The sequence below is a fragment of the Bacillus sp. M5A3_1b genome, assembly GCF_053345335.1.
The window spans coordinates 58,939-82,958 of record NZ_JBKEZY010000012.1 but is presented as its reverse complement, the minus strand read 5'-3'; the positions used below and the strand labels follow the sequence as shown (position 1 = coordinate 82,958).

The 24,020-nt window shown below is 35.3% G+C and carries 23 protein-coding genes, 1 pseudogene and 1 riboswitch; of the genes and pseudogenes, 9 read left to right on the top strand and 15 right to left on the bottom strand.

Going from position 1 to position 24,020, the window contains the following annotated elements:
* Positions 1 to 278: 278 nt before the first annotated feature.
* Positions 279 to 1,805, top strand: a complete 1,527-nt coding sequence (locus tag ACLBWW_RS25070) for an FAD-dependent oxidoreductase (protein ID WP_048541963.1) — start codon at positions 279 to 281, stop codon at positions 1,803 to 1,805.
* A gap of 142 nt (positions 1,806 to 1,947) precedes the next feature.
* A complete protein-coding gene (locus ACLBWW_RS25065; protein ID WP_048541964.1) occupies positions 1,948 to 3,249 on the top strand; it encodes an MFS transporter in 1,302 nt (433 codons plus the stop codon).
* 15 nt (positions 3,250 to 3,264) lie between these two features.
* Here ACLBWW_RS25065 and ACLBWW_RS25060 read toward each other — a convergent pair whose 3' ends face one another.
* Together ACLBWW_RS25060 and ACLBWW_RS25055 are read right to left on the bottom strand one after the other, a co-directional pair.
* On the bottom strand, positions 3,265 to 4,047 hold the full coding sequence (locus ACLBWW_RS25060) for a nucleotidyltransferase domain-containing protein (RefSeq protein WP_048541968.1): 783 nt from the start codon (positions 4,045 to 4,047) through the stop codon (positions 3,265 to 3,267).
* A 121-nt stretch (positions 4,048 to 4,168) separates the two neighbouring features.
* Positions 4,169 to 5,278 (bottom strand): PRK06851 family protein, encoded by a 1,110-nt coding sequence (locus ACLBWW_RS25055; protein WP_048541970.1) that lies wholly within the window; start codon positions 5,276 to 5,278, stop codon positions 4,169 to 4,171.
* A 150-nt stretch (positions 5,279 to 5,428) separates the two neighbouring features.
* A riboswitch (SAM riboswitch) is annotated at positions 5,429 to 5,541 on the top strand.
* An 84-nt stretch (positions 5,542 to 5,625) separates the two neighbouring features.
* Between ACLBWW_RS25055 and ACLBWW_RS25050 the strand changes: the two genes are divergently transcribed.
* A complete protein-coding gene (locus ACLBWW_RS25050; protein WP_048541972.1) occupies positions 5,626 to 6,258 on the top strand; it encodes a cyclase family protein in 633 nt (210 codons plus the stop codon).
* 27 nt (positions 6,259 to 6,285) lie between these two features.
* Here ACLBWW_RS25050 and ACLBWW_RS25045 read toward each other — a convergent pair whose 3' ends face one another.
* The 7 genes and pseudogenes from ACLBWW_RS25045 to ACLBWW_RS25015 form a co-directional block, all read right to left on the bottom strand.
* Positions 6,286 to 6,666 (bottom strand): hypothetical protein, encoded by a 381-nt coding sequence (locus tag ACLBWW_RS25045; protein ID WP_000424111.1) that lies wholly within the window; start codon positions 6,664 to 6,666, stop codon positions 6,286 to 6,288.
* 224 nt (positions 6,667 to 6,890) lie between these two features.
* Positions 6,891 to 7,052 (bottom strand): annotated as a pseudogene (locus tag ACLBWW_RS25040) (ATP-binding protein); the annotation flags it as partial.
* A gap of 209 nt (positions 7,053 to 7,261) precedes the next feature.
* Positions 7,262 to 8,527, bottom strand: coding sequence for an S-adenosylmethionine decarboxylase related protein (locus ACLBWW_RS25035; RefSeq protein ID WP_098633425.1), 1,266 nt, complete (start codon positions 8,525 to 8,527; stop codon positions 7,262 to 7,264).
* Between the two features lie 237 nt (positions 8,528 to 8,764).
* Positions 8,765 to 9,433 (bottom strand): hypothetical protein, encoded by a 669-nt coding sequence (locus ACLBWW_RS25030; protein WP_001004279.1) that lies wholly within the window; start codon positions 9,431 to 9,433, stop codon positions 8,765 to 8,767.
* A gap of 163 nt (positions 9,434 to 9,596) precedes the next feature.
* Positions 9,597 to 10,046: a hypothetical protein gene (locus tag ACLBWW_RS25025; protein WP_048541980.1), complete on the bottom strand. Its 450-nt coding sequence runs from the start codon at positions 10,044 to 10,046 to the stop codon at positions 9,597 to 9,599.
* Positions 10,047 to 10,065: 19 nt separating this feature from the next.
* Positions 10,066 to 10,581, bottom strand: a complete 516-nt coding sequence (locus ACLBWW_RS25020; protein ID WP_048541983.1) for a hypothetical protein — start codon at positions 10,579 to 10,581, stop codon at positions 10,066 to 10,068.
* Between the two features lie 232 nt (positions 10,582 to 10,813).
* Positions 10,814 to 11,053, bottom strand: a complete 240-nt coding sequence (locus tag ACLBWW_RS25015) for a helix-turn-helix domain-containing protein (protein ID WP_002006755.1) — start codon at positions 11,051 to 11,053, stop codon at positions 10,814 to 10,816.
* 179 nt (positions 11,054 to 11,232) lie between these two features.
* Here ACLBWW_RS25015 and ACLBWW_RS25010 point away from each other — a divergent pair, with 179 nt between their 5' ends.
* Positions 11,233 to 11,601, top strand: coding sequence for a hypothetical protein (locus tag ACLBWW_RS25010; RefSeq protein WP_048541984.1), 369 nt, complete (start codon positions 11,233 to 11,235; stop codon positions 11,599 to 11,601).
* A 273-nt stretch (positions 11,602 to 11,874) separates the two neighbouring features.
* Here the strand turns inward: ACLBWW_RS25010 and ACLBWW_RS25005 are convergent, their stop codons facing one another.
* A complete protein-coding gene (locus ACLBWW_RS25005; RefSeq protein WP_048541985.1) occupies positions 11,875 to 12,924 on the bottom strand; it encodes an NAD(P)/FAD-dependent oxidoreductase in 1,050 nt (349 codons plus the stop codon).
* 331 nt (positions 12,925 to 13,255) lie between these two features.
* On the opposite strand from ACLBWW_RS25005, the gene ACLBWW_RS25000 reads away from it, so the two are divergent.
* From ACLBWW_RS25000 to ACLBWW_RS24990, 3 genes are read left to right on the top strand one after another with little or no spacing between them, the layout of a single operon-like run.
* A complete protein-coding gene (locus ACLBWW_RS25000) occupies positions 13,256 to 14,173 on the top strand; it encodes an iron-hydroxamate ABC transporter substrate-binding protein (protein ID WP_000732569.1) in 918 nt (305 codons plus the stop codon).
* A 48-nt stretch (positions 14,174 to 14,221) separates the two neighbouring features.
* A complete protein-coding gene (locus tag ACLBWW_RS24995) occupies positions 14,222 to 15,262 on the top strand; it encodes a FecCD family ABC transporter permease (protein ID WP_048541986.1) in 1,041 nt (346 codons plus the stop codon).
* Entirely contained in the window at positions 15,259 to 16,266 is a 1,008-nt protein-coding gene (locus tag ACLBWW_RS24990; RefSeq protein WP_048541994.1) for a FecCD family ABC transporter permease, read from the top strand. The genes ACLBWW_RS24995 and ACLBWW_RS24990 overlap by 4 nt, the downstream gene beginning before the upstream one ends.
* Positions 16,267 to 16,605: 339 nt before the next feature.
* Here ACLBWW_RS24990 and ACLBWW_RS24985 read toward each other — a convergent pair whose 3' ends face one another.
* From ACLBWW_RS24985 to mtnK, 5 genes are all read right to left on the bottom strand, one after another.
* Positions 16,606 to 17,010: a hypothetical protein gene (locus ACLBWW_RS24985; protein WP_223265779.1), complete on the bottom strand. Its 405-nt coding sequence runs from the start codon at positions 17,008 to 17,010 to the stop codon at positions 16,606 to 16,608.
* The gene (locus ACLBWW_RS24980) at positions 16,979 to 17,920 is read right to left on the bottom strand and encodes a hypothetical protein (protein WP_447614290.1); all 942 of its coding nucleotides are present in this window, start codon (positions 17,918 to 17,920) and stop codon (positions 16,979 to 16,981) included. Before ACLBWW_RS24980 ends, ACLBWW_RS24985 begins: the two co-directional genes overlap by 32 nt.
* A gap of 416 nt (positions 17,921 to 18,336) precedes the next feature.
* Positions 18,337 to 18,978 carry an L-fuculose-phosphate aldolase gene (locus tag ACLBWW_RS24975; RefSeq protein ID WP_000926561.1) on the bottom strand — a complete coding sequence of 214 codons (642 nt, stop codon included), beginning with the start codon at positions 18,976 to 18,978 and terminating at the stop codon, positions 18,337 to 18,339.
* 54 nt (positions 18,979 to 19,032) lie between these two features.
* On the bottom strand, positions 19,033 to 20,076 hold the full coding sequence (mtnA, locus tag ACLBWW_RS24970) for an S-methyl-5-thioribose-1-phosphate isomerase (protein WP_098068503.1): 1,044 nt from the start codon (positions 20,074 to 20,076) through the stop codon (positions 19,033 to 19,035).
* A 12-nt stretch (positions 20,077 to 20,088) separates the two neighbouring features.
* The gene (mtnK, locus tag ACLBWW_RS24965) at positions 20,089 to 21,318 is read right to left on the bottom strand and encodes an S-methyl-5-thioribose kinase (protein WP_098221309.1); all 1,230 of its coding nucleotides are present in this window, start codon (positions 21,316 to 21,318) and stop codon (positions 20,089 to 20,091) included.
* Between the two features lie 585 nt (positions 21,319 to 21,903).
* On the opposite strand from mtnK, the gene ahpC reads away from it, so the two are divergent.
* Positions 21,904 to 22,467 (top strand): alkyl hydroperoxide reductase subunit C, encoded by a 564-nt coding sequence (gene ahpC / locus ACLBWW_RS24960; RefSeq protein ID WP_000924420.1) that lies wholly within the window; start codon positions 21,904 to 21,906, stop codon positions 22,465 to 22,467.
* A gap of 14 nt (positions 22,468 to 22,481) precedes the next feature.
* Positions 22,482 to 24,008, top strand: a complete 1,527-nt coding sequence (ahpF, locus tag ACLBWW_RS24955) for an alkyl hydroperoxide reductase subunit F (RefSeq protein WP_098633423.1) — start codon at positions 22,482 to 22,484, stop codon at positions 24,006 to 24,008.
* Positions 24,009 to 24,020 lie beyond the last annotated feature (12 nt).

The window sequence follows — 24,020 nt, the reverse complement described above, 5'->3', positions numbered from 1 at the left end:
TAGATTTTATAGGGTTTTATCCATTATGCATATATATATGCTGACATACTATAGACTCTATCTTATTCAAGAACTCTCTGTGTACACAACAAATAAACTCACCTGAATCTAGCTTTGCACAACTCCTATCTCTTCATACCGACAACACCAAAATTATATTAAAATAATTTTATCTTTCTTTTAATAAAAATAGGCTCTCTCTAAAACAGCACACATGAATTTCATATCTTATGGAAATATTAAAAGGAAAATTGTTCTAAAATCGGGAGGGTTCTATAATGACAAGCGATACATTTCCACAATTCCCATTATCTTATTGGATTGAATCTACTCAAATCCCTGCTTTTCCCCCTTTATCTGAAAATGTAAAGACAAAAGTTGCCGTTATCGGTGCCGGTATTACAGGTATTACTACTGCCTATTTACTTGCGAAAGAAGGCATCGATGTTGTTTTAATTGATTCTGGTCTTATTTTAAATGGAACGACTGGGCATACAACAGCAAAGGTAACAGCACAACACGATCTTATTTATGATGAATTAATAAATCATTTTGGTTTGGAAAAAGCGAGACTTTACTATGAATCAAATAATCATGCTCTACAATTCATAAATGAGACAGTGAAAACATATAAAATCGACTGTAATTTCTCAAATGAAGATTCATTTTTATATACAACTACTGATAATGGATTAAGAAATTTATCAAAAGAATATGAAGCCTATCAAAAATTAAATATACCTTGTGACTATGTTCAATCTCTATCGATTCAGATTCCAGTACAATCTGCACTTGTCATGAAAAAACAAGGACAATTCCATCCCCTCCTTTATTTGAAAACACTTTTAGAAAAATTTGTGGAGATGGGTGGAAAAGTTTATGAACAAACAACAGCTATTGATGTGGAAAAGGGTGATTATCCACAAATCATTACAAAGAGCGGACATCGCATCACTTGTGAATATGTTGTCTCTTGTTCACATTTTCCTTTCTATGATGCGAATAGCTTTTTCTTTACGCGAATGTACGCAGAACGCTCTTATGCTCTTGCCATTAAAGCAAAAACAGATTATCCAGGTGGCATGTATTTAAGTATTGATGACCCAAAACGTTCCTTGCGCTATACAACAAACAATGGGGAAAAATTAATTTTAATTGGCGGAGAAAGTCATAAAACAGGACAAGGAATAAACACAATGCTTCATTATGAAGCACTGTATTCTTTTGCGGAAGCAACGTTTGGAGTAGATGAAGTTCCCTATAGATGGTCAGCACAAGATTTAATCACGCTAGATAAGCTTCCTTATATCGGACATATTAACGAAAGAAATCCAAATATATTTGTTGCAACTGGATATCGTAAATGGGGAATGACAACTGGAACTGCTGCCGCTCATTTACTGAAGGACTCCATTCTAAAAGTCCACAATCCCTATAAGGAACTGTATGCACCATCACGCTTCCATGCAAATCCAGATATAAAAACATTCCTCTCCCAGAACATTGATGTTGCGAAACATTTAATTGAAGGAAAGATTGAAACCACATTACGTAAGCCAGAAGATCTCGAAGTTGGTGAAGGATCTGTCGTACATGTTAATGGGAAACGAGCAGGTGCTTATAAGGACAAAGATGGGAAATTACATATTGTCGATACAACTTGTACACATCTCGGCTGCGAAGTTGAATGGAATAATGGTGATTGTACTTGGGACTGCCCTTGCCATGGTTCCCGCTTTTCAATTGAGGGAGATGTTATGGAAGGTCCAGCAGATCAACCGTTAAAACGAGTTGATCATGAGTAAACAAATAAAGAAGTTCAACAGGAATCCTGTTGAACTTCTTTATTTGTTATAAAACCTTTTCAGATAAACTCCGACATAATAAGGGAAATATTAACATCAAATAAAATAATATATTTATCTATAAATAAAAGGAGGGAATACTATGCAAACTTCAGCTCCACCTCATCTAGAATCTACAAAAACTATCTTTTCAAGCTCTATTACAAAACTTGTTGTTTTTATTTGTTGGCTAGCCATTCTAGCTGATGGATATGATTTAGGTATTTACGGTGCCGTTCTGCCAAAGCTCCTAGAAGACAAAAGCTGGGCACTTTCACCAGCACACGCTGGTACAATTGCTAGCTATGCTTTATTTGGGATGTTTATTGGTGCTATTCTAGTTGGAACCATTACAGATCTAATTGGACGAAAATGGACGCTTATATGCTGTTTAGCACTTTTCTCCATCACAATGGGCCTTGCTGCACTTGCTCCTTCCCCTGAACTATTTGGTTTATCTCGATTTATCGGAGGAATCGGATTAGGCGGTGTTATTCCAACAGCTTCAGCACTTACTGTTGAATATTCACCAAAAAAGCGACAATCTTTTATTTATGCTCTTATGTTTACTGGCTATCCTTTAGGTATCGTGTTAGGTGCTATTTTGTCTATGTTTATGTTAGAAGATTTCGGATGGAGAATTATGTTTGGCATCGGAATGATTCCACTACTCCTCATTCCTTTCATCATTCGTTATTTACCTGAATCCATTCAATTTTTGTTATCACGTAATCGACAAGAAGAAGTGGAACAAATCCTTAATCGTTTTCAAATTGAATTCAATGCAAAAGAGGAAACTCATCAAGCCCCACCTAATATACGAAAGAAAAATGGATTTCTTACGTTATTCTCAAAAGAGTACATAAAAGCGACGCTGCTTTTTTGGATTACTTATATAATGGGAATGTTTTTAATATACGGTTTAAACACTTGGTTACCGCAGATGATGCGCCAAGCAGGATACCCTCTTGGATCTAGTCTATCATTTTTACTTATGCTAAATGTTACTGCCGCTATCGGTGCATTATTTGCTGGAGCAATCGCGGATCGTATAGGGGCTAAATTTGTTATTAGCATCTCCTATCTTATGGCAGCTATATGTATTGGACTATTAACAATTAAACCATCTGTTACAATCATTTATCTTTTAATCGGCCTTGCTGGAATTGGATCAGTCGGTATTACTCAAATATTAAATGCATATGTAACACAATACTTCCCATCCCATATCCGAGCTACCTCCTTAGGCTGGGGACTTGGACTTGGCCGAGTTGGTGCGATTGCTGGTCCTATTCTTGTCGGTATTATTATGACAATGCAATATGACTTAGCATGGAATTTTTACTTATTCTCATTCGCGGGTCTTCTTGCAGCTATATCTGTTTTCTTTATTCCTACAAAATAAAAAAAGAGCACAAACTCACTTGTGCTCTTTTTCATATACTTCAAACAACATATCTCGAAACAATGTATTTAAACTCTCAATATCAATTCCTGATCCCTTTTCAATTCCTTTTACATATTGCTGATAGTAATGAATTTGTTCTTCTAAAAATTGATTCAACACCTCAATTTTTAATCCAACATCTAATTCAGTACCTGCCTTTTTCTTTATTAACAACTGTTCAATTTCATCTAATACGCTACGTTCTAACGATAATTCTGTAATCAATCGATCGAATTCTACAGGTGGTAAAGTTGTTTTCTCCTCTAGCCACTTACAAGCTAAAATAGGACGCAATACATAAAAGTATTTTTTCAATTTTACGTTCTCACCTTGCAAAAATTCACGATAATTTTTTGAAGCCATATGTAAGTAATGATATATCGTTGCTTTTGGATCAAAGTGCTTATCACTCATTTGCTGAAGCTGTTCTGGAAAATGAGAGTTTTTCGAATAGAAAATCGGTGATCGAATCCATTCGAGTAAAGCTGGGTTTGACTTTGCGAATAACTGTAACGCCTTTTTTATATCCCATCCGCTTATATCTAAATCATCACTAATCGGATACTCAATTACATCTCGTTTATCATGAATTGATAAATACCACTCTACCGGATGCATATAAACAAATCTAACATCATAATCACTATCTTTCGATGGAAATCCCCAAGCACGACTCCCTGATTCCACTGCAAATAAAATTTTCACATCATTCTCTTGTTCAATTCTTGCTAACTCCACTCTAATTTTCTCTCTCATTTCATACCCTCTCCATTTTTTGATTATTTCCTTGGAAATTCGACAAATATACCCCTAATTTTACTACATACTAAAATAGCTGTCAGAAAATTCCCGACAGCCTACCAAAATCCTTTATTTTTTACTTGTTCTTTTCTTTTACACTAACCGCAATTCGTTCAAACTCTTTTTGAATCTCCTCTTTATATGCATCTACTTTTGAAAAATCCATAGCAGCAATATATATTCGTTCTAATTTATCACGAACTGATTTCGCTTTCGCTAAGAAAGACATCGCCTCATTCATTTTTGCTTTATATTGAATCGACACGTCACGAATTTCTGTCGCATACTTCTCATCTGTCCCTGGTGTCACAATCAAGGCATACATATCTATAATTTCATCACCTTCGCGGCTCGGAAAATATTCATGTGGTGCGGTGCTATCAAAAATTGCAAACCCTAATTCTCTTACGATAACCATATCAAGACTATTTGGATCAAATCCACAATGATATACTTCAACTTCAAATCCTTTTTCTTCTGCTGCCTTAGCTAATTTTTTAAGCATTGTTGATTTCCCAGATCCTGGGCGTCCTTTTATAAAATAACGATGTGGTAATCCCTCTGTTAAATTAGGAACAAAATCAACTGCTCCTTTCGGTGTAGCTGCCCCTAAAAACCGATGTTTCACAAGCGATTGTTTCCCGCCTTTATCTGTAAATAACTTCTGAATCAGCTGATCGGTTAGTTCATTTGCTTTATTAAAATCAATATTATTAATATATATTTTCTCCCACTCGTCATGTATAACTAGTGCCTCGTTAAAACAAGCGTAAGCAGTTTGAAAAGCCTTGCTTGCTTCTGAAACAAATCGTTCAATTTCCACCTTCTGCTTTCTTAATTTATCTGAGTCCCAAGCAACCCCTAAATTAATATACTCTTCCACAACTCCTGGCATTTTCGGCTCAATAACATGCGGTGATGTTCCATCAACAATTCCTACTTTTAACTTCGGGATAATTACACCATCAACCGATTTATTATCAGAAGAGCAGTGTAAAAATTCAATATCATATCCTTTTTCAACCCACTCGCGACCTATTGCTTTGATTAAAGAAGATTTCCCGGTCCCAGGACCACCCTTTAAAATAAATAACCTGTTTAGCCCTTTTAAATTCTCATCGTATAAATTATGAAATCCTCTAGCTGTATTTCCACCAGCGTAATAATTCAATACATTCCCTGTCACTGCACTCACTCCTTCGCAGCATTCTATTTACATAAGCTACAATATGCGAGCAACTTTATTTGGGTGAATACCTATTTTGTATTGCACGAAAAAAGGAAATGAATTACAATTTAAAAAGTAGTGAATATTCAGAAATGAAAACTTAATATGTCTTTATCAAGAGAGGCAGAGGGACCGGCCCTTTGACGCCCAGCAACCTCAGTTTATACAAACTGAATAGGTGCTAATTCCTGCAAAATGCATTGCATTTTGAAAGATAAAACGTAACTATTGTGTACAAAACTCATCTTTCTTGATTATGAAAGGTGAGTTTTTTTATTTCAAAACATATATTGGAGGTATTTAAAATGAAAGTAATTGACCTATCACAAACATTTGAAAACAATATGTCCCAATTCCCTGGAACACCAAAAATCAATTTAGGAGCCATTACAAGCGTTGAAGAGACAGGCTATCAAGTTACAGACTTTCATTCTGTCGTTCATGTTGGCACGCATTGTGATGCTCCTGCTCATTTCATTTCAGGCGCAACGACTATTGATCAATTACCCCTAGATCAATTTGTAGGCGAAGCTGTTCTTATTGATGTAACTCATGTACAAGAACGAAAAATACCTAAAGAAGTATTACACAACGCTGACATAAAAGAAGGTGATATTGTCATTTTCCATTCCAATCTCTCTACGAAATGGAATACAGAAGCATATGAGAAAGAAGCTTTTTATCTTTCTGAAGAATTAGCTGAAGAACTAGTTCAATTAAAAGTAAAATCTGTCGGTTTAGATTTCATCTCTCCTGATGAGGTAACGACAGAAACATCGCCAATTCATCACATACTACTTGGGAATAATATTTATTTAATCGAAAACTTAACCAACTTAGATGCAATTAACACGAAACGTTTCTTTTTCTCAGCGGCACCTTTAAAAATTAAAGATAGCGACGGTGCTTTCGCAAGGGCATTCGCTGTAATTTTTTAAACAAACTATACAAAAAAGCAAAGATCATCACTGACCTTTGCTTCTATTTTTTTTATTTAAACTAAGAAAGAATTGCTCGACACGAGGACGTAACCAAGCTAAATAATCTTTCTCTTTCTTCTTTGTACAAGCTATTTCTTCCCCATCTACCATTCCGACAAGCTCTAGCTCTAACAGTTGCCTCGTAAATGCTAACATATTTATTTCTTCATCTGGATACTCTTCTTTTAATTTCTCCTCAATTTCCCCCAATAAAAAACCGTCACGCATCATTGCCAATGCATCAATCCAAAGTGGCGGCATTTCATATTTTTCTCCTGTAATTGTATCTTTTACAATATAATTCTTTTGCTCTTTTCGAAATTGAATCGTGTGTAAACATACAGTCGAATTTAATGTTAATTCCATCATACCACCTCTTTCATAATATCTGCATAGAAAAAAGGATGCGCGTGCACCCCTTCTTTCTCTAACACTACCGAACCGTTACATGAATAACAAATCTCATGTCGATATTTTCCTCCATTATAAACGAAGTATTTTATAAAAAAAACCCTTCTTGAAACATTTTATAAAATGTTTATATTTACACAACAAGAACACTTTTCTGAAAAATATTTTTCTCTAGCACATTATGCTGTCGGTAAAAAAATTTCCTCTTTCGTTCCTATTCCCATGCTACTTTGAATCGCGATACTTCCTTGATGTTCCTCAATGATTTTATATGTAATCATTAACCCCAGTCCCGTACCATTCTCCTTTGTTTTGTAAAAAGCTTTACCGATTTTCTCTAACAAATCCGTTAATTTTTTTAAATACTTTAAAAGCTTCTCTTTCCTCATATATCAAGCTTTTAAATTTGTTCATATAAATACTCCTCATACTCAATACAAAAGCCCTACATATTATCTCCTTAAATTATAAGTATGAAATTGCTTTCAGGGTAAGATGTAACCTTATCATACGAAAAGGAAGGAGATTTCCCCTTCCTTTTCGTCACAACTTATATCCATCTTACCCGATCATGTAGCAATCCATCCGTAAAGTCATTTCCGCCCACTACAAAATCCTTCATATATAAATTCAAATATTCCCCGTACTTACTCTCTGTATTTAATAATAATTCCTCTACATAATAGGCACCTTGTTTAAAGTTATCGAACAGTAAACTACACAAGCCAGCATAAATTCCGCATCCTACTTGGAAGTAAGTCGCATTCGTTTTATATTTATGAAAAACTTGACTGCTATTCATCACGTTATACATATATGTCTCACTATTTTCATAAACGAGTAATACACCTACTAGATCCTCGCCGGCAATCTCTTCTTCGGCTGGATTAAATACTTTACGCTTCCAACTCCATAAATCTTCTACTTGATCTAAGTTCTGTCTAATTACATTAGTCGTATACTCATTAATTCGGTAAAGAAAACCCACTTCCATATTGAAGTTTTTTCCTAAAATTAAAACTTCCTCATGTGGCATTAAACAGCCATAAAACTCTTTCTCTCCTAACTTTACTTTATACTCTGAAGCATATACATCTTCATAAAAATAAAGAGGACGATGATGACTCATATACATCGGATAACTCCATATCGCTTCGTCTAGAAATCGCTCTACTGCCCATGAAGCATAAAGTGTATGAGGCTTTATAAGTGCTGTATCATTTAAAAATGACGTATCATGTTCTACTATATAACATGCTCTTGGCTTTTCTTTTGGACGTTCCTTCATAAGTTCAACAACCATCCATTGAACAACACCTGGATTCATACCTGAGCCTATAATTGCTTTTGTATTTGTAAATTTCTCTTTCTCCTTCTCAAACCTCGTATATCTTTCCGTAAGCTGAAAACCGATTAAACTATCGTCCTGATCTACTTCCTCATTTTCCAAAGCTGAATTAATATAACAAATTCCAAGTTCATTACAACAACTTAATACTCTGATTGTATCTGCCCCCGAAACATCAATAACAACACCCGTGCTTTTTTCTTTCAAATGTTGTTTGAATTTCACTACATCTTGAAGGTCAATTTCATATAAAAACAATTGATCTTTCAAATTTGGAAACAACTCGTCATAATACGTCCTATCTTTTTGTTTTATATCAACCAAATGAAATGTAACATTCTTTATCGCTTCATAAATCGGGTCTTTTTCATTTGCTATCGCTTGATTTAAAATTGCTAAAACTGCTTTTGCTGCTCCACCAGCACTACCAAGCAATGTAATCGATAACGAATTTGAAAACTGTTCCACCAACAAAACCCCTTTAATATAGTAGTTGAACAGTTCTCCCTCAAAAAAATAAATTGAATATATGAAAAAATGGCTCGTACATATTTTTTATAATTTTGCACAAGATTAGCTCTTCATAGATCTGGCTAATACATTTATATTCAATTCATTTTTCCCCTCACATCCAAATCAAACTAAATAAATAGGCTCGACCTTTTCTTCTGCATATAAAAGAAAAAGCCAGCCCTTTCAACTAGTCTACGGACAATGGACAGATTTCACATGTTGAATATTCACATACATTTTTGCATCACGTGCTTTTAATATTTCAATATGCCCTTCATCAATCTTTGCCATCTTTCCGATTTTATTAGATTCCTCACCTAAATCGAACACCATGATTTTGCCGGACATTTTAATTAGCTGTTCTTCAAATGTTCTAGCTAACGTAATATTTAATGGATTCACGGGGAGTTCATTTTTATTGAGGGCGTACGGGACTTGATTTTCTTTATACGGAATTAACCATTTCAAATGCTTTAAAGATATATATACTGTTTTGTAAACTGGACTATAAAAAACAATATAATCGTTCATTACACTTGTAACATAACCATGTATTGGAGCATTTCCTGCTACATAAACCTCTGTAAAAATCCCTTTAGAAGTGCTTAATACTTTTCTTAAAGAAATAGAAGGCGATTCCCTCTTAATTACAGAATCAACATCTGGTTTTGATATTTCCTCATCATATGGTCTTAAAAATTTATAATATTGTACATGGTATAAAGATATATATACGTAGTCTTGTCCATTGTAAAGAACAACAATATCATTTCCTACGTCTATTAATACACCTTTAAATCTTTTTTCACCGATTAGTTTAACATATATATTTTCTCCAATACTTTTGTTTAATTCATTCATCTATATCCTCCTTCCTATAAATTTTTTGCTTTCCTATTCTCCATTCCAAAAAATAATCAGGGGCAATGTTCCGTCTTAAGAGTAAGGACTTCCTTTTCATACTATCCGAAATAAGAAATCGTTCTTCACCTTCAACCATAATGCCCCTCTTATTTATCAAACATTATTCTTCTTCATTCTTTTTACATTTAACTATTTGACTTACACTCTTAATATGATAATTAATGATATAAATAACTTCATCGCAGTTTACTAGTGTAATACATTCTTCATGCACTTCACTTAATAAACCTTCCACGCACTCTGGGCCACCACGATTAATCTTTACCCACTTATACTTCAAGTCACGTAATACATCGACAAAAGTATCATCATCAGAACAGAAGCATGAAACATAGCAATCGCCACATTTACTTTCTTTCACTTTCTTCACTAGACTTTTCACGTGTTTCAATTGGTAATATACTAATTCACCAAGAGGTAGTTGTAATGTAAGATAATCTCTCCCTAACGATACAAGTACCCCCACTCGACTCTCTGGTCCACGGAGATTTACTTTTACAGTCTCACCGACTAAACATTTAATTTGCTCACAGCATAATACACTCTCCAAATTTATATCCCCTTTCTTATTATCTTCCTCTACTTGATTGTCTTTGTGCACGAGCGCGACCTGAATTATTGCTACTTTCCTTACTATCGTCGCTCTCGTCGCTCTCATCGCTCTCTTTACACTCTACTGTGACACTCTTAATATGGGATACCGCAACTAATATAACTTCTTCTTTTACAATTAATGTAACAAATTCACAAGAAACATCTTGTAAAATACCTTCAACTTTCTCTGGACCGCCACGATTAATTTTCACCCAGCGATATTTGAAGCTTTGAAGTAGCTTTTCAAAGTCATCTTCACATTCACATTCAAACCATCCGCAATCATCTGCTTTACAATCTTTCGCATTTTTTGTAACACTTTTCAGATGACGAATCTGATAGTAATAGAGCTCTCCTTTTTCATTCTTTAATACAAAGTAATCCGAACATACTGCGACTATTGTCCCTTTTTGAGATTCTGGACCACCCCTGTTTACTCTTACAAAAGATCCAATTAAATCTTTCAGAAAATCACAATGAAATAAACTCACGAGAAAACCCCTTCCATTAATTTATAAGCTTTTGCACTGATAGTATATGTATCTGTACAGGTTACGTTCTCTATGTTTGTCCTAGCTAGAAAAAAATATGCTTTTAACATGGTAGACTACTACCTATCAAAATTCGAATAAATGCTAAACGCTCCTTAGGCTTTTAATATCTTCAAAAAAATCCCGTATGAAGATACATTTCTGCATATCTTCATACGGGATCTCCCATAGTTTAATCTTCGTCTTTAACATCCATATCTTCTGGAATTGGTTCGTTCAATATATCTTCCACTAATTGCTTATATTTCTCCATTTGTTCTAAATGTGTATTGAATTGTTCTTTATTTAATAAATATTGCTCTCCATCAAATAATGCACGAATTTTCTTTTGCTGAATTAGCTCTTCAATATACGACTTTGGTAAATTCAAATACTCTGCAGCTTCTTCTACTGTTATATACAACGCGTTCATTCCTTTATTATTTTTTCCTATATACTGTATCTTACTTTATTTTTGTAAACAAATAAAAAAGATTTTGTAAATGCAATTTAAAAAGAAGGTGGATGCATTCCATATATTGTATAATAATATAGTAAGGATTTTTTAAATATAGAATGGTATTACCCATTTACACAAAGGAGAGTTAACATATGGCTACTCGTCACATCATTACAATGTTAGAAAAAACATTACAGGTTGAAACAGAAAACACAATTTCTCATTTAACTACATCTTTATCTGATCGTATTCTTTCTCAAAGCTCAGTAATACATGAAAACAATTGTTACCATACAATTGGGGAATGGTACAAAAATCATTTTTTATTCCAACAAGACGATTTCCTTTGGGCTAAATACGCTTTCTATGACGCATATTGTGAAGCTATAAAGGGACAAGGACATCTTACAAAACGCGTCCGTCAAATATTAGAATCATTAGCTCGAATGCATGGAAAACAGTATATTGCGTCTATATTAAATATGCCATTTCCTAACGAACGAGCTAAAGGGACAGCATAATGTAATACTGTTCTGCGTCAGCAAAACATAGATTCATTGTTTTCTAGGAAGATTTACAAATAAAACGTTCATATCACATGAACTGATGAAACCGGTGTCATTATAATGATTGAAAATATAGTAAACAGGAAAACCCCCATTTACCTCTCTCGTCACTCGAATAGAGAAGTAAATGGGGGTTACTTGTTTCTTTATCCCGCTATTAGTGTGCGGCCATAATCAGCGGAGAATGGCCCCACTGATTATGGCCCCACTGATTACAGTTTCACTTTATTATTTCATCATCTGCTTGATCAATTCACGATTTCTCTTCTTAAATACTTCATTATGCGAAGAAACCATTCCGTACTCACTTGCATCAGGTTGAATAAATTGTTTCGCTTTATTTACAGCATTTCCAGCATCTTGGAATGCTCCCGCAATTAAGTGTAATTTCCCTTCGTGCTTTAAAATATCTCCCGCAGCATATAATCCATCTACAGAGGACTCACTATTCGCATTACCTGCAATATAATAATTATCTATAATTGCAACGTCTAACTCACTATTTTCTAATAACGTAATGTCACGTTCATATCCATGGTTAATAATCACTTCATCAATAGGTAAATGTGAAATTTCACTTGTTTCATGATTCGTTAATTCTATATATTCAATTGCTTCATGATTATCACCAGCAATTAATTTTGTAATAGAGGTATTAAAGAAACACTCCGCTGAGCTGTTCATAAGTTGCTTCACTTGCGCTTCATGACCAGATAACTCTTCTTTTCTATATGTTAAATAAACCTTTTTCGCAATTGGTTCTAACTCATTTGCCCAATCAATTGCCGAGTTACCTCCGCCTGAAATAATGACCGTTTTATCTTTGAAACGTTTTAACGATTTAACTGTATAATTTAAGTTTGATACCTCAAATCGCTCCGCACCTTCAATTGATAACTTTTGTGGATTCAATATACCACTTCCAGTTGCAACAATCACTGTTTTTGAAAAATGTTCTCCTCCAGTGCTTGTTTTTAATGTGAAAGTGCCATCTTCGTTACGAATAATCGATTCTATTTTTGTATCCAATACCACTTCAGGCTGAAATGTTAAACCTTGTTGTACCAGTTGCTCAATTAATTTTTCACCAGTAACCGGTAATAGTCCGCCAATATCCCAAATCATCTTCTCCGGGTAAACATGTATTTTTCCACCTAACTGTGGTTGAAATTCTATTATTTTCGTTTTCATCTCTCTGAGTCCACTATAAAAAGCTGAATAAAGCCCTGCAGGTCCTCCGCCTATCACAGTTACATCAAACAATTCTTCTTGATTCATTCGTGTCACTCCTCAGCTACTAGTTATTGATTATCATTCTCAATAAAATATAACCTGTTTCCGCAAAATTTACAATCAAAATCACTATTGACAATACACCTATATAAAATTATAGTATTTAAAGAATCAATAGTGATAATCATTATCATTTTGTTAATAATTAGCAAATTTGAGATTACATCTTCTTTCACTAATATGGTTAATACTATATTGTAAAATCTCATATTCAAGATTTTTAATAAGTATTTTGCATTACCACTACTCTTTCAAACAGATTGCAGTTAAACAAATTATTGTATACACATATCATCTATGCTAAAGGAGAAAGACTATGAAGAAGTTATTTATTTCACTAACAGTTCTTTTCGTTCTTGTTATGAGCGCTTGTAGCAATGGCTCTACAGACAAAAAGAACGATGCAAAAGGTAGTAAATCAGAAACAATTACATACCAATCTGAAAATGGTAAAGTAGAAGTTCCTGCAAACCCAAAACGCGTTGTTGTTTTATCATCATTCGCTGGTAACGTAATGTCATTAGATGTAAATCTTGTTGGGGTAGATTCATGGTCTAAACAAAACCCACGCTTTGATAGCAAACTGAAAGATGTTGCTGAAGTATCAGATGAAAACGTTGAAAAAATCGCTGAACTAAATCCAGATTTAATCATTGGTTTATCAAATATTAAAAATGTCGATAAGTTAAAGAAAATCGCTCCTACTGTAACGTACACTTACGGAAAAGTTGATTACTTAACACAGCATTTAGAAATCGGTAAATTATTAAACAAAGAAAAAGAAGCAAAAACTTGGGTTGATGACTTCAAGAAACGTGCACAAGACGCTGGTAAAGAAATTAAAGCAAAAATCGGTGAAGATGCAACAGTTTCTGTTGTAGAAAACTTCAACAAACAGCTTTATGTATACGGCGAGAACTGGGGCCGTGGAACAGAAATTCTGTACCAAGAAATGAAATTAAAAATGCCTGAAAAAGTAAAAGAAAAAGCATTAAAAGAAGGTTACTACGCATTATCTACTGAAGTATTACCTGAATTTGCTGGTGATTACTTAATCGTAAGTAAGAACAAAGATACTGATAACTCATTCCAAGAGACAGAATCATATAAAAACATCCCAGCAGTAAAAAATAATCGCGTATATGAAGCAAACATGATGGAATTCTATTTCAATGATCCACTTACATTAGATTTCCAACTAGATTTCTTCAAGAAGAGCTTTCTTGGTAAATAATACAAACATGAGGAATTCTTAATTTAAGAATTCCTCTTCCTTTATTCTATGAACAGAAAAGATGTGAAACGAATGACAAAAGATCACGACAATCCACGTTCTATAGCTTTTACATACAAACTCATTTTGAGCTTAATTGCATTCTTTCTTATTTTTATGGTGGCAATGGTATTAGGTGCCGCAGATACTTCAATAAAAGACGTATGGTTAGCGCTCACATCCTCCGCTAAAGGGGACAAAATATCTATTATTCGCGAAATTCGTTTACCACGTGAAGTAGCTGCTATTTTTGTAGGAGCTGGACTTGCTGTTTCTGGAGCAATTATGCAAGGATTAACACGAAATCCACTTGCAGATCCTGGATTATTAGGGCTATCTGGTGGAGCAAATGCTGCACTAGCGTTAACGCTAGCCTTCAACCCTTCCATCAGCTATCTTTACTTAACATTTGCTTGCTTTATCGGTGCTGCAATTGGCGCAATTATGGTATTTGGCATTGGCATGGTGAAAAAAGGTGGGCTCTCTCCTCTTCGAATTGTATTAGCTGGTGCTGCCGTTTCCGCATTTCTCCTTGCAATTTCAGAAGGTGTCGGCATTTACTTTAAAATTTCACAAGAGGTATCACTTTGGACTGCTGGGGGCGTAATTGGAACAACTTGGGGCCAATTGAAAATTATTATTCCAGTCATTTCAATTAGTATCTTTATCGCTATCTTACTAGCAAAAAAATTGACAGTTCTTAGCTTCAGTGAAGAAGTGGCTATTGGACTAGGTCAAAAAATTATTGTTATTAAAACCATTCTATTTATCATTATTATCTTACTTGCTGGTGCTTCTGTAGCGCTTGTCGGAAATATGGCATTTATCGGTTTAATGGTACCTCACATGGTACGCCCAATTGTCGGTCCAGATTACCGATTTGTTATACCGATGTCAGCAATTGCTGGAGCTTCCTTTATGCTACTTGCAGATACAATCGGACGTACTATTAACGCTCCATACGAAACACCAGTTGCCGCTATTGTCGCAATTGTAGGGCTGCCATTCTTCCTATTCGTTGTACGTAAAGGAGGAAAAACATTCTCATGATGCAATCTATTCTAAGAAAACAACGTCTTATTATACTCGCTTTACTAATACTGACCATCACCACCATTGTAGTTGGAATGGGACTTGGTGCAGCATCTTTATCTTATGATCGACTACTCCCAACATTAATGGGACAGGGGACTTTTAAAGAGGAGTTTGTTTTATACTCTTTAAGACTACCTAGAATTGTTATTACATTATTAGCTGGTATGGCTCTCGCTTTATCAGGGGCTATTCTGCAAGGAATTACTCGAAATGATTTAGCTGAACCTGGTATTCTCGGAATCAACTCTGGGGCCGGTGTTGCTGTCGCTATTTTCTTTTTATACTTTCCAATAGATGTAGGTTCATTCCTTTACTTACTACCTGTCGTTGGATTTATCGGGGCTTTTCTGACAGCTATTCTAATTTACGTATTTTCATATAGTAAATCAACTGGACTTCAGCCAATACGATTAACATTAACTGGTATCGGTTTTTCATTTGCACTATCTGGAATGATGATTGTCCTTATTTCATCCGCTGATCGTATGAAAGTGGACTTTATTTCAAAATGGATTGCCGGAAATATTTGGGGAGATGACTGGATCTTCGTTTTAGCAATGCTCCCATGGTTAATCGTATTAATTCCGTTCGTTTTCTATAAAGCAAATCGATTAAACATCCTAGCATTAAACGAGCCAGTCGCAATCGGTGTTGGAATTGAAATTGAAAAAGAACGCAGATACTTATTAGTTGCAGCCGTTGCGCTTGCAGCTGCAGCTGTTTCCGTAACAGGAGGAATTAGCTTTATCGGACTAATGGCTCCTCATATCGCGAAATCTTTAGTAGGTCCAAGACATCAAATTTTCATGCCTATCGCCCTTTTAATCGGCGGATGGCTATTGCTATTAGCAGACACAATCGGACGAAACATCGTTGATCCTAATGGCATCCCAGCAGGTATTGTCGTTGCTTTAATTGGTGCTCCTTACTTTATGTATTTGTTGCTTAAGAAGGCGTAAGAAACACCCTCAAGAGTGAAGTGACCCCGAAAAAGGGACACTTATCAAACCACCTAAACCATCTGTTTCCTAAATTCTTTTTCATCCATGTCTTAATTTGGGAAACATTTTTAATTCCAGGTTTTCCCATAATAGTACAATTTGAATAAGCATCCTTTTTCATTTCAATCACTTTCCAATTTATTTCTTCTGGGGAATAAACTCTTGTTTTCAAACGAAAAACACCTCCATTGGATTTGCATACTTAGTATGCGAATTCAGAAGGTGTTTTTTTCATGTACCACTATCCGGGTTCACTTTAGTATTACTAGCTAGACTTTTTAGTTTCCTATCTTAGCATTAAATAAGTATTCCATTTAAAACACCTAAAATAATAAATATGAGATATTTTAGATATTTTGTGCCTGATATCCTATTAGGAAAAAGATATTGAATGCTTTTTATGCCACCTGCGATAATAAAACCAGGTAATATTATATCTACTAAAAAATCAACCTTCGAATTATTAATCCAAGTTGGCATAAGTATAAAAATACAGACAATAACAATATCTACTACACTAGAAAAATCAGATTCTTTATTACTATTTTTAGTTTCAATATCCTCTTTATAAGTCATAACTGTATTTTTAAGATATATTAATCCAGATATCAAAATAAATAAGCCAAATAAAACATTAATCCCTACAAGTATCCATTCCATCATAAAAAACCTATTTACATGCAGCCCAAACAGCTGTAGCACCAGTTAATTCTCCAGCTAGGCCTACAAGAGCTTTTCCACCAACACGCATTCTTTCTTCCCAAGTAGACGCTCCTACAAGAGCTCTTGCAGCTTCACCAAAACCACCTAATGATTTAATATATTGTTTAATTTTAATTAATTTAGAAACAGCAATTAAATTTCCACCTACAAAAGCAGCTAAAGCACCTGAACATTTAGCTATTTTCATCCAATCTGGATCAGCAATCACTGGAAATGCAGTGTTTTCATCAAAATCTACCACTTGAATCAATTTATTCCCATCGATTTTATAGTGTGTAGAAACCGGTTTTCCATTTGCATCTTTCGCCCAAGCTGGTAAAAAGACACTTTGAATAATATTTTCCGAATCAACTATAAATACTTCGCCTGTATCAAATTCTTCACCCAAATATTCTGCAGATGCAACTAGTTTACCACCACTTGGAATATCAATAGCAAACTCATACTCTTTTGGAGCGGATTGATTTTTAATTTTAATTAACGATCGAACACCATCTTTAGTAGTTTGTACCGCTAAATCAGCTGGTTGATTTTCATCTTGATAAATAAGAGTTCCATTATCTGTTTGAATAACTTCACTTGAATTCAGGTCTGGAAGAGAAATATGTAAAGATTCCGCTCTATCCTTAATAGTAATAGGTTCTGAGTTTAATGTAGTTGGAATATTCACTGTACCTGATGCATTTTCAATAATTTTTGTTTCTTTTGATCCCATTTTAAAATCCTTTAAAACATCATCGATTCCTGTGTTTTTTTCAATTATTTGAGCTGTAGAGTTTGCCTCTTTTTGCGAGTCGTTAATCTCAGCATTAATTGATGGAGTTAATACAGATATACTCATAGCTCCCACAATTAGCCCTGTTAAAATCTTTTTCGATAAAAAATTCATATAACATTCTCCTTTTTAGTAATTTTTTTCCTTAATTATAAATAATAACTAATCCGATTAATAGTCTACAATACATTTATTTATTATGATAAGATGAATATATAGAACATTCAAAAAACTGATGACCCTATTAGACACTTAGTCATTTTTAAAAATGGGGTAACCACAATATCAGACTGATAGTGCGTCCATTTGAACCATTTTTTCTTCCCAATACCAATTACACACCTTTTTAAAGTAACGGTATCGGTGTATCTAAATTTTGGATCACACTTGTGATTACCTTGAAATTTCCGCACCCGAATCCTCTTGTCTTCAAACGAAAACACCTCTGGAATTCGCATACTAAGTATGCGAATTCCAGAGGTATTTTTTCATATACCACTATTCGGGTTCACTTCAGTTTTTGCTCCATTTTACTGCTGCCCATACCCTTCAAACTTCTTCGCCAAATTCGCCATCTCATCTTCTGGCAATAGCTTCGGCTCTCCGACGCTTTTCGTTTGATAATAAATTTGCGCACAAAACTCAATTTCTTCTGCAACAGTAAACGCCATTTTTATGTTATTTGCACCTGCAATTAAACCGTGGTTTTCAAGTAAAACGGCACGGCGATCAATCATGCCTTCAAAAGCAGCATCTGCTAATTGCTTCGTACCAAATGTTTCATACGGTGCACAGCGTACATTCGGGCCTGCGAAAGCAATTAAATATGATACAGCAGGAAGCTCCCACCCTAATGATGCAATTGTCTTCGCATAAGGTGAATGTGTATGCACAAGCGCATTTATATCTTCACGATTTCTATAATAAATAAGGTGCATATCGAGCTCGCTTGACGGTTTTCTCTCTCCCTCTACCACTTCACCATCTAAGTTTAATATAACTACATCTTCAGGTTTTGTTTCATAATACTCTAAACCACTTGGGCTAATCGCAACAAGACCTTGTTCACGATTGAAAATACTAATATTACCCCCAGTCCCCTTTGTTAAACCGCTAGAAATCATTTTCTTTCCATACGCTACAATTTCTTCTCTTTCTTTTTGTAATAACATATACATCCCCCTAAGTATGAAGCTTATGATGACTGACCTTTTAAATCTATCTACTTATTGAAATAGCTTTTTTAAGTTCTCCGTAAACGGTGCTTTTACAATCCCTTTTTCCGTAATAATCGCTGTTACATTTTCATGTGGCGTGACATCAAATGCCGGATTATATACTTTACTTTCTTTCGGAGCAGAATATTGTCCGAAGCGATTAATCACTTCAGAAGCATCTCTTTCCTCGATTGGAATTTCTTTTCCTGTCGGTGTTTTTAAGTCGATTGTCGGTGTTGGTGCTGCTACATAAAACGGAATGTTGTAGTATTTTGCTAAAATAGATACGCCTAATGTACCAATTTTATTTGCTACATCACCGTTTGCTGCCACACGATCGCACCCAACGATTACCGCATCAATCTTCCCTTGTGACATGACCATAGCTGCCATGTTATCCGTAATGACTGTAACATCAATTCCCGCCCGCTGTAGTTCTAATGCTGTTAACGTTGAACCTTGTAATCTAGGACGAGTTTCATCTGAATAAATTTTTAAGTCCCATCCTTTTTCTTTCGCTAAGTACATTGGAGCTGTTGCAGTACCATACTTAGTCGTCGCTAACGCACCAGCATTACAATGTGTTAATACTCCCATTCCATCATGGAATAATGTTAATGCATGTTCTCCGATTTGACGGTTAATTTCTTGATCTTCTCTATGAATCTCTTTTGCCTCTTCTAGTAATCTATCTTTCAACTGAGCGATTGATAAATGTGAGTTCTCTGCTGCGACTGCCTCCATTCTTTCAAGTGCCCAGAATAAATTTACTGCTGTCGGCCTTGATGTTGCCAAATATGCACATACCTTTTTGACTTCCTCTATAAAGTCTTCCATCGTACTTTGAATAACTTCCTTTATTCCTAAATACACACCATACGCTGCTGAAACACCAATTGCTGGCGCTCCTCTTACTTTCATTACTTGAATGGCATCCCAAACGCTTTCAGCTGTCTTGAAAGATTCATAGACAACCTCATTTGGTAATAATGTTTGATCTAATAAAACTAAAGAATCACCTTTCCACTGGATGGGTATTAATTGCTCTTCCATCATCTTCTCCCCTTACTTTGCATAGTGCATTGACTGTTCTTTTAACGTTTCTACAAAGCTTGTGCCTGTTTTATATTGATTAGCCCGTAAAATAAATTTCTTCGCTACTTGAAGACAAATACGTTCTGCTCTAGCACGTGCTTCCTCATTCTCGATGCAAGTAATATCCTGTACTTTCGCTAGCCCAACAATACGACGAATTAACTCAAGCCCCGTCACTGCAGCTGTATCCTCTAATACAGATTGTAAATATACTTCGTTAAAGCCTTCTTCTTTCGCCATAATCTCGGTCACATGAATATCCCAAGCCTCTAAAAATTTCTTCTTAAACAAATCAATTACCTCTACCATTGTCGCTTGTAGCCAACTCATATACGTATCCTTCTCAGCGCCAGGCGTCATGGTCGCATCTGCATTCACCCAAGCAAACATTAAATTCGCCATTACATTCCCAACGTCATATCCCATCGGTCCATAAAAGGCAAACTCAGGATCAATAACCTTTGTGGAATCATTTTTTACAAAAACAGAACCAGTATGCAGATCACCATGAATAAGCGCCTGTGCATTCGTCATAAAAGAAAACTTAAGTTTTGCGACTTCCATACGAAGCTCTTTATCACTATAAATATGCTCTCTAATCCATCCTTCATTTAACGGAAACAACTCATTACGCTTATTATGATTTGTAAATGGCTCAGCGTATACGAGGTCTTCTGTAATCTCACATAATTCAGGATTTATATAATTTTTCACAAGCTCCTTCTTTTCTTTATGATTCATTACAACATCCGATGTTAATAAAAGTGTATTTACCAAAAAGGTCGTTAAATCATCCGCAAGCTTCGGAAACATTTGATGTTTTATAAGTGCTGTACGCAATATTGTGTGGTCCGATAAATCTTCCATTACGCAACAATTCATCACACTATCAAACAAATACACCTTTGGAATGAGCCCAGGTGCTAACTCCTCCTCTAACTGCAAAACATCTGATTCTATACGAATACGATCCGTCGACAACTTAAACTCATCTGAAATCCTTGCAGTATCCCCAGCTTGTTTTACAATGACAGAAATGTTCTTCTGTTCATCCCAAACGCGGAATACATAATTTAAATTACCATCACCTATTTCTTTACACTGTAACCCCTTTGCATCCTCAAACTTACATAATTTCTCTTTCACATATACAATCACATCATTAGCTTCCATTAAAAAATACTTTGTGAACTTAGACATGGTTTCCCCTCCACACCAATTGTAAGCGTTTTCTAAAAGCTATAAAAAATAATAGGTTGAAATTTTTTCATCCTATATTATATCGTCTTTTTGAAAGGTATATCTAGGTTTTATTATATCTTGTTAACATCTTGAGTCAATGTTTCTCTATCATTGCAATATACTTCCTAATTATATATTTGAGATGATAAAAATTGTTCAAAAAGATTTTAATTCATTTTATTTTATTTATCACACAATTCTTTGTAAAATAGAAATAAGCAATCCTTTTCAACTCCACAACTTCTAAGAAGTATTCTCTTCCTAACAATTTATACTTACACCATGTCTCTAACATACACACTACACTTTTACATACTCATTGAAAATCGATTACATGAAAACTACCTTTTCATTCTCTAACACCCTTAATTGAGAATAAATATTAATTAAATTGATATAAAGTTGGTTTATTCTCTTGACAAAATAACCACTTCTATATGATAATTAATATCGAATTAGAATTATTATAGTTAATTAAAAAATATATTTTATGAGCACACTATTTTTTGATGCTCAAAACCAACATTTAGGAGGAATTTTAATATGTTATTAATCGGCACAGAAGTAAAACCGTTTAAAGCTAATGCTTACCATAATGGAGAATTTATCCAAGTTACTGACGAAAGTTTAAAAGGAAAATGGAGTGTAGTTTGTTTCTACCCAGCTGACTTCACATTCGTTTGTCCAACTGAACTTGAAGACTTACAAAACCAATATGCAACTCTTAAAGACTTAGGCGTTGAAGTATACTCTGTATCTACAGACACTCACTTCACTCACAAAGCATGGCATGATAGCTCAGAAACTATCGGCAAAATCGAATACATTATGATTGGTGACCCAACTCGCACAATCACTACAAACTTCAACGTTTTAATGGAAGAAGAAGGTCTTGCTGCTCGTGGTACATTCATCATCGATCCAGACGGCGTTATCCAATCTATGGAAATCAATGCTGACGGTATCGGCCGTGACGCAAGCATTCTTGTTAACAAAATTAAAGCAGCTCAATACGTACGTAACAACCCAGGTGAAGTTTGCCCAGCTAAATGGCAAGAGGGTTCTGCAACACTTAAACCAAGCCTTGACCTTGTAGGCAAAATCTAAGGAGTTCGATCAAAATGATACTAGATGCAGATATAAAAACACAACTATCCCAATACCTTCAGTTAATGGAGAACGATATTTTACTTAAAGTAAGCGCTGGAGACGACGACGTATCTAAAGATATGTTAGCTCTAGTAGACGAATTAGCTACTATGTCATCTAAGATTACAGTAGAAAAAGTTGAATTAGAGAGAACACCAAGCTTTAGCGTAAATCGCCCTGGTGAAGACACTGGTGTAGTATTCGCTGGTATTCCATTAGGACACGAATTTACTTCATTAGTGTTAGCTTTACTACAAGTAAGTGGACGCGCTCCAAAAGTTGAACAAAAATTAATCGATCAAATTAAAAACATTCAAGGCGAATATCATTTTGAATCTTATATCAGCCTAAGTTGTCATAACTGTCCTGATGTTGTACAAGCTCTTAACGTAATGAGCGTTCTAAACTCTGGTATTACACATACTATGATTGATGGCGCTGCATTCAAAGAGGAAGTAGAAAGCAAAGACATCATGGCAGTACCAACAGTTTTCCTAAACGGCGAATCTTTCGGAAGCGGTCGTATGACACTTGAAGAAATTTTAGCTAAAATGGGTAACGGTCCAGATGCATCAGAGCTTTCTGATAAAGATCCATACGATGTTCTTGTTGTTGGTGGCGGCCCTGCTGGTGCAAGTGCAGCAATTTATGCAGCACGTAAAGGCATCCGCACTGGTATCGTTGCTGAGCGCTTCGGTGGTCAAGTAATGGATACTATGGGCATTGAGAACTTCATCAGCGTAAAACGCACTGAAGGTCCTAAGCTAGTAGCAAGCCTTGAAGAGCACGTAAAAGAATACAACATCGATGTAATGAATCTACAACGTGCGAAACGTTTAGAGAAAAAAGAACTTATTGAAGTGGAACTTGAAAACGGCGCTATTTTGAAAAGTAAAAGCGTAATCGTTTCAACAGGTGCTCGCTGGCGTAACGTTGGCGTACCAGGTGAAGCTGAGTTCAAAAATAAAGGTGTAGCATACTGCCCACACTGTGACGGTCCATTATTCATCGGAAAAGACGTAGCAGTTATCGGCGGAGGTAACTCTGGTATTGAAGCAGCTATCGACTTAGCAGGTATCGTTAAGCACGTAACTGTTCTTGAATTCATGCCAGAATTAAAAGCTGATGCTGTATTACAAGAGCGTCTTAACAGCTTACCAAACGTAACTGTTCTGAAAAACGTTCAAACGAAAGAAATCACTGGTACTGATAAAGTAAACGGTATTTCTTACATCGATCGTGAAACTGAAGAAGTTCATCACGTTGAATTACAAGGTGTATTCGTACAAATCGGTCTTGTGCCAAACACAGACTGGTTAGGCGAAACAGTTGAACGCGCTCGCGGTGAAATCGTAACAGACAAGCACGGCGCTACAAATGTACCAGGAGTGTTTGCTGCAGGTGACTGTACAAATAATCCGTACAAACAAATCATCATCTCTATGGGTTCAGGTGCAAACGCAGCTTTAGGTGCATTTGATTACTTAATCCGTAACTAATTATATAGACGT

Excerpts from the sequence above, each read along its gene's own strand:
- ACLBWW_RS25060 (WP_048541968.1), bottom strand. The coding sequence starts at position 4,047 with ATGAGAGAGAAAATTAGAGTGGAGTTAGCAAGAATTGAACAAGAGAAT.
- mtnA (WP_098068503.1), bottom strand. The coding sequence starts at position 20,076 with ATGGAAGAGCAATTAATACCCATCCAGTGGAAAGGTGATTCTTTAGTT.
- mtnK (WP_098221309.1), bottom strand. The coding sequence starts at position 21,318 with ATGTCTAAGTTCACAAAGTATTTTTTAATGGAAGCTAATGATGTGATT.
- ACLBWW_RS25065 (WP_048541964.1), top strand. The coding sequence starts at position 1,948 with ATGCAAACTTCAGCTCCACCTCATCTAGAATCTACAAAAACTATCTTT.
- ACLBWW_RS25050 (WP_048541972.1), top strand. The coding sequence starts at position 5,626 with ATGAAAGTAATTGACCTATCACAAACATTTGAAAACAATATGTCCCAA.
- ACLBWW_RS24990 (WP_048541994.1), top strand. The coding sequence starts at position 15,259 with ATGATGCAATCTATTCTAAGAAAACAACGTCTTATTATACTCGCTTTA.
- ACLBWW_RS25015 (WP_002006755.1), bottom strand. The coding sequence starts at position 11,053 with ATGAACGCGTTGTATATAACAGTAGAAGAAGCTGCAGAGTATTTGAAT.
- ahpC (WP_000924420.1), top strand. The coding sequence starts at position 21,904 with ATGTTATTAATCGGCACAGAAGTAAAACCGTTTAAAGCTAATGCTTAC.
- ACLBWW_RS25030 (WP_001004279.1), bottom strand. The coding sequence starts at position 9,433 with ATGAATGAATTAAACAAAAGTATTGGAGAAAATATATATGTTAAACTA.
- ACLBWW_RS24975 (WP_000926561.1), bottom strand. The coding sequence starts at position 18,978 with ATGTTATTACAAAAAGAAAGAGAAGAAATTGTAGCGTATGGAAAGAAA.
- ACLBWW_RS25005 (WP_048541985.1), bottom strand. The coding sequence starts at position 12,924 with ATGAATCAAGAAGAATTGTTTGATGTAACTGTGATAGGCGGAGGACCT.
- ahpF (WP_098633423.1), top strand. The coding sequence starts at position 22,482 with ATGATACTAGATGCAGATATAAAAACACAACTATCCCAATACCTTCAG.
- ACLBWW_RS25000 (WP_000732569.1), top strand. The coding sequence starts at position 13,256 with ATGAAGAAGTTATTTATTTCACTAACAGTTCTTTTCGTTCTTGTTATG.
- ACLBWW_RS25010 (WP_048541984.1), top strand. The coding sequence starts at position 11,233 with ATGGCTACTCGTCACATCATTACAATGTTAGAAAAAACATTACAGGTT.
- ACLBWW_RS25070 (WP_048541963.1), top strand. The coding sequence starts at position 279 with ATGACAAGCGATACATTTCCACAATTCCCATTATCTTATTGGATTGAA.
- ACLBWW_RS24995 (WP_048541986.1), top strand. The coding sequence starts at position 14,222 with ATGAACAGAAAAGATGTGAAACGAATGACAAAAGATCACGACAATCCA.
- ACLBWW_RS24980 (WP_447614290.1), bottom strand. The coding sequence starts at position 17,920 with ATGAATTTTTTATCGAAAAAGATTTTAACAGGGCTAATTGTGGGAGCT.
- ACLBWW_RS25045 (WP_000424111.1), bottom strand. The coding sequence starts at position 6,666 with ATGGAATTAACATTAAATTCGACTGTATGTTTACACACGATTCAATTT.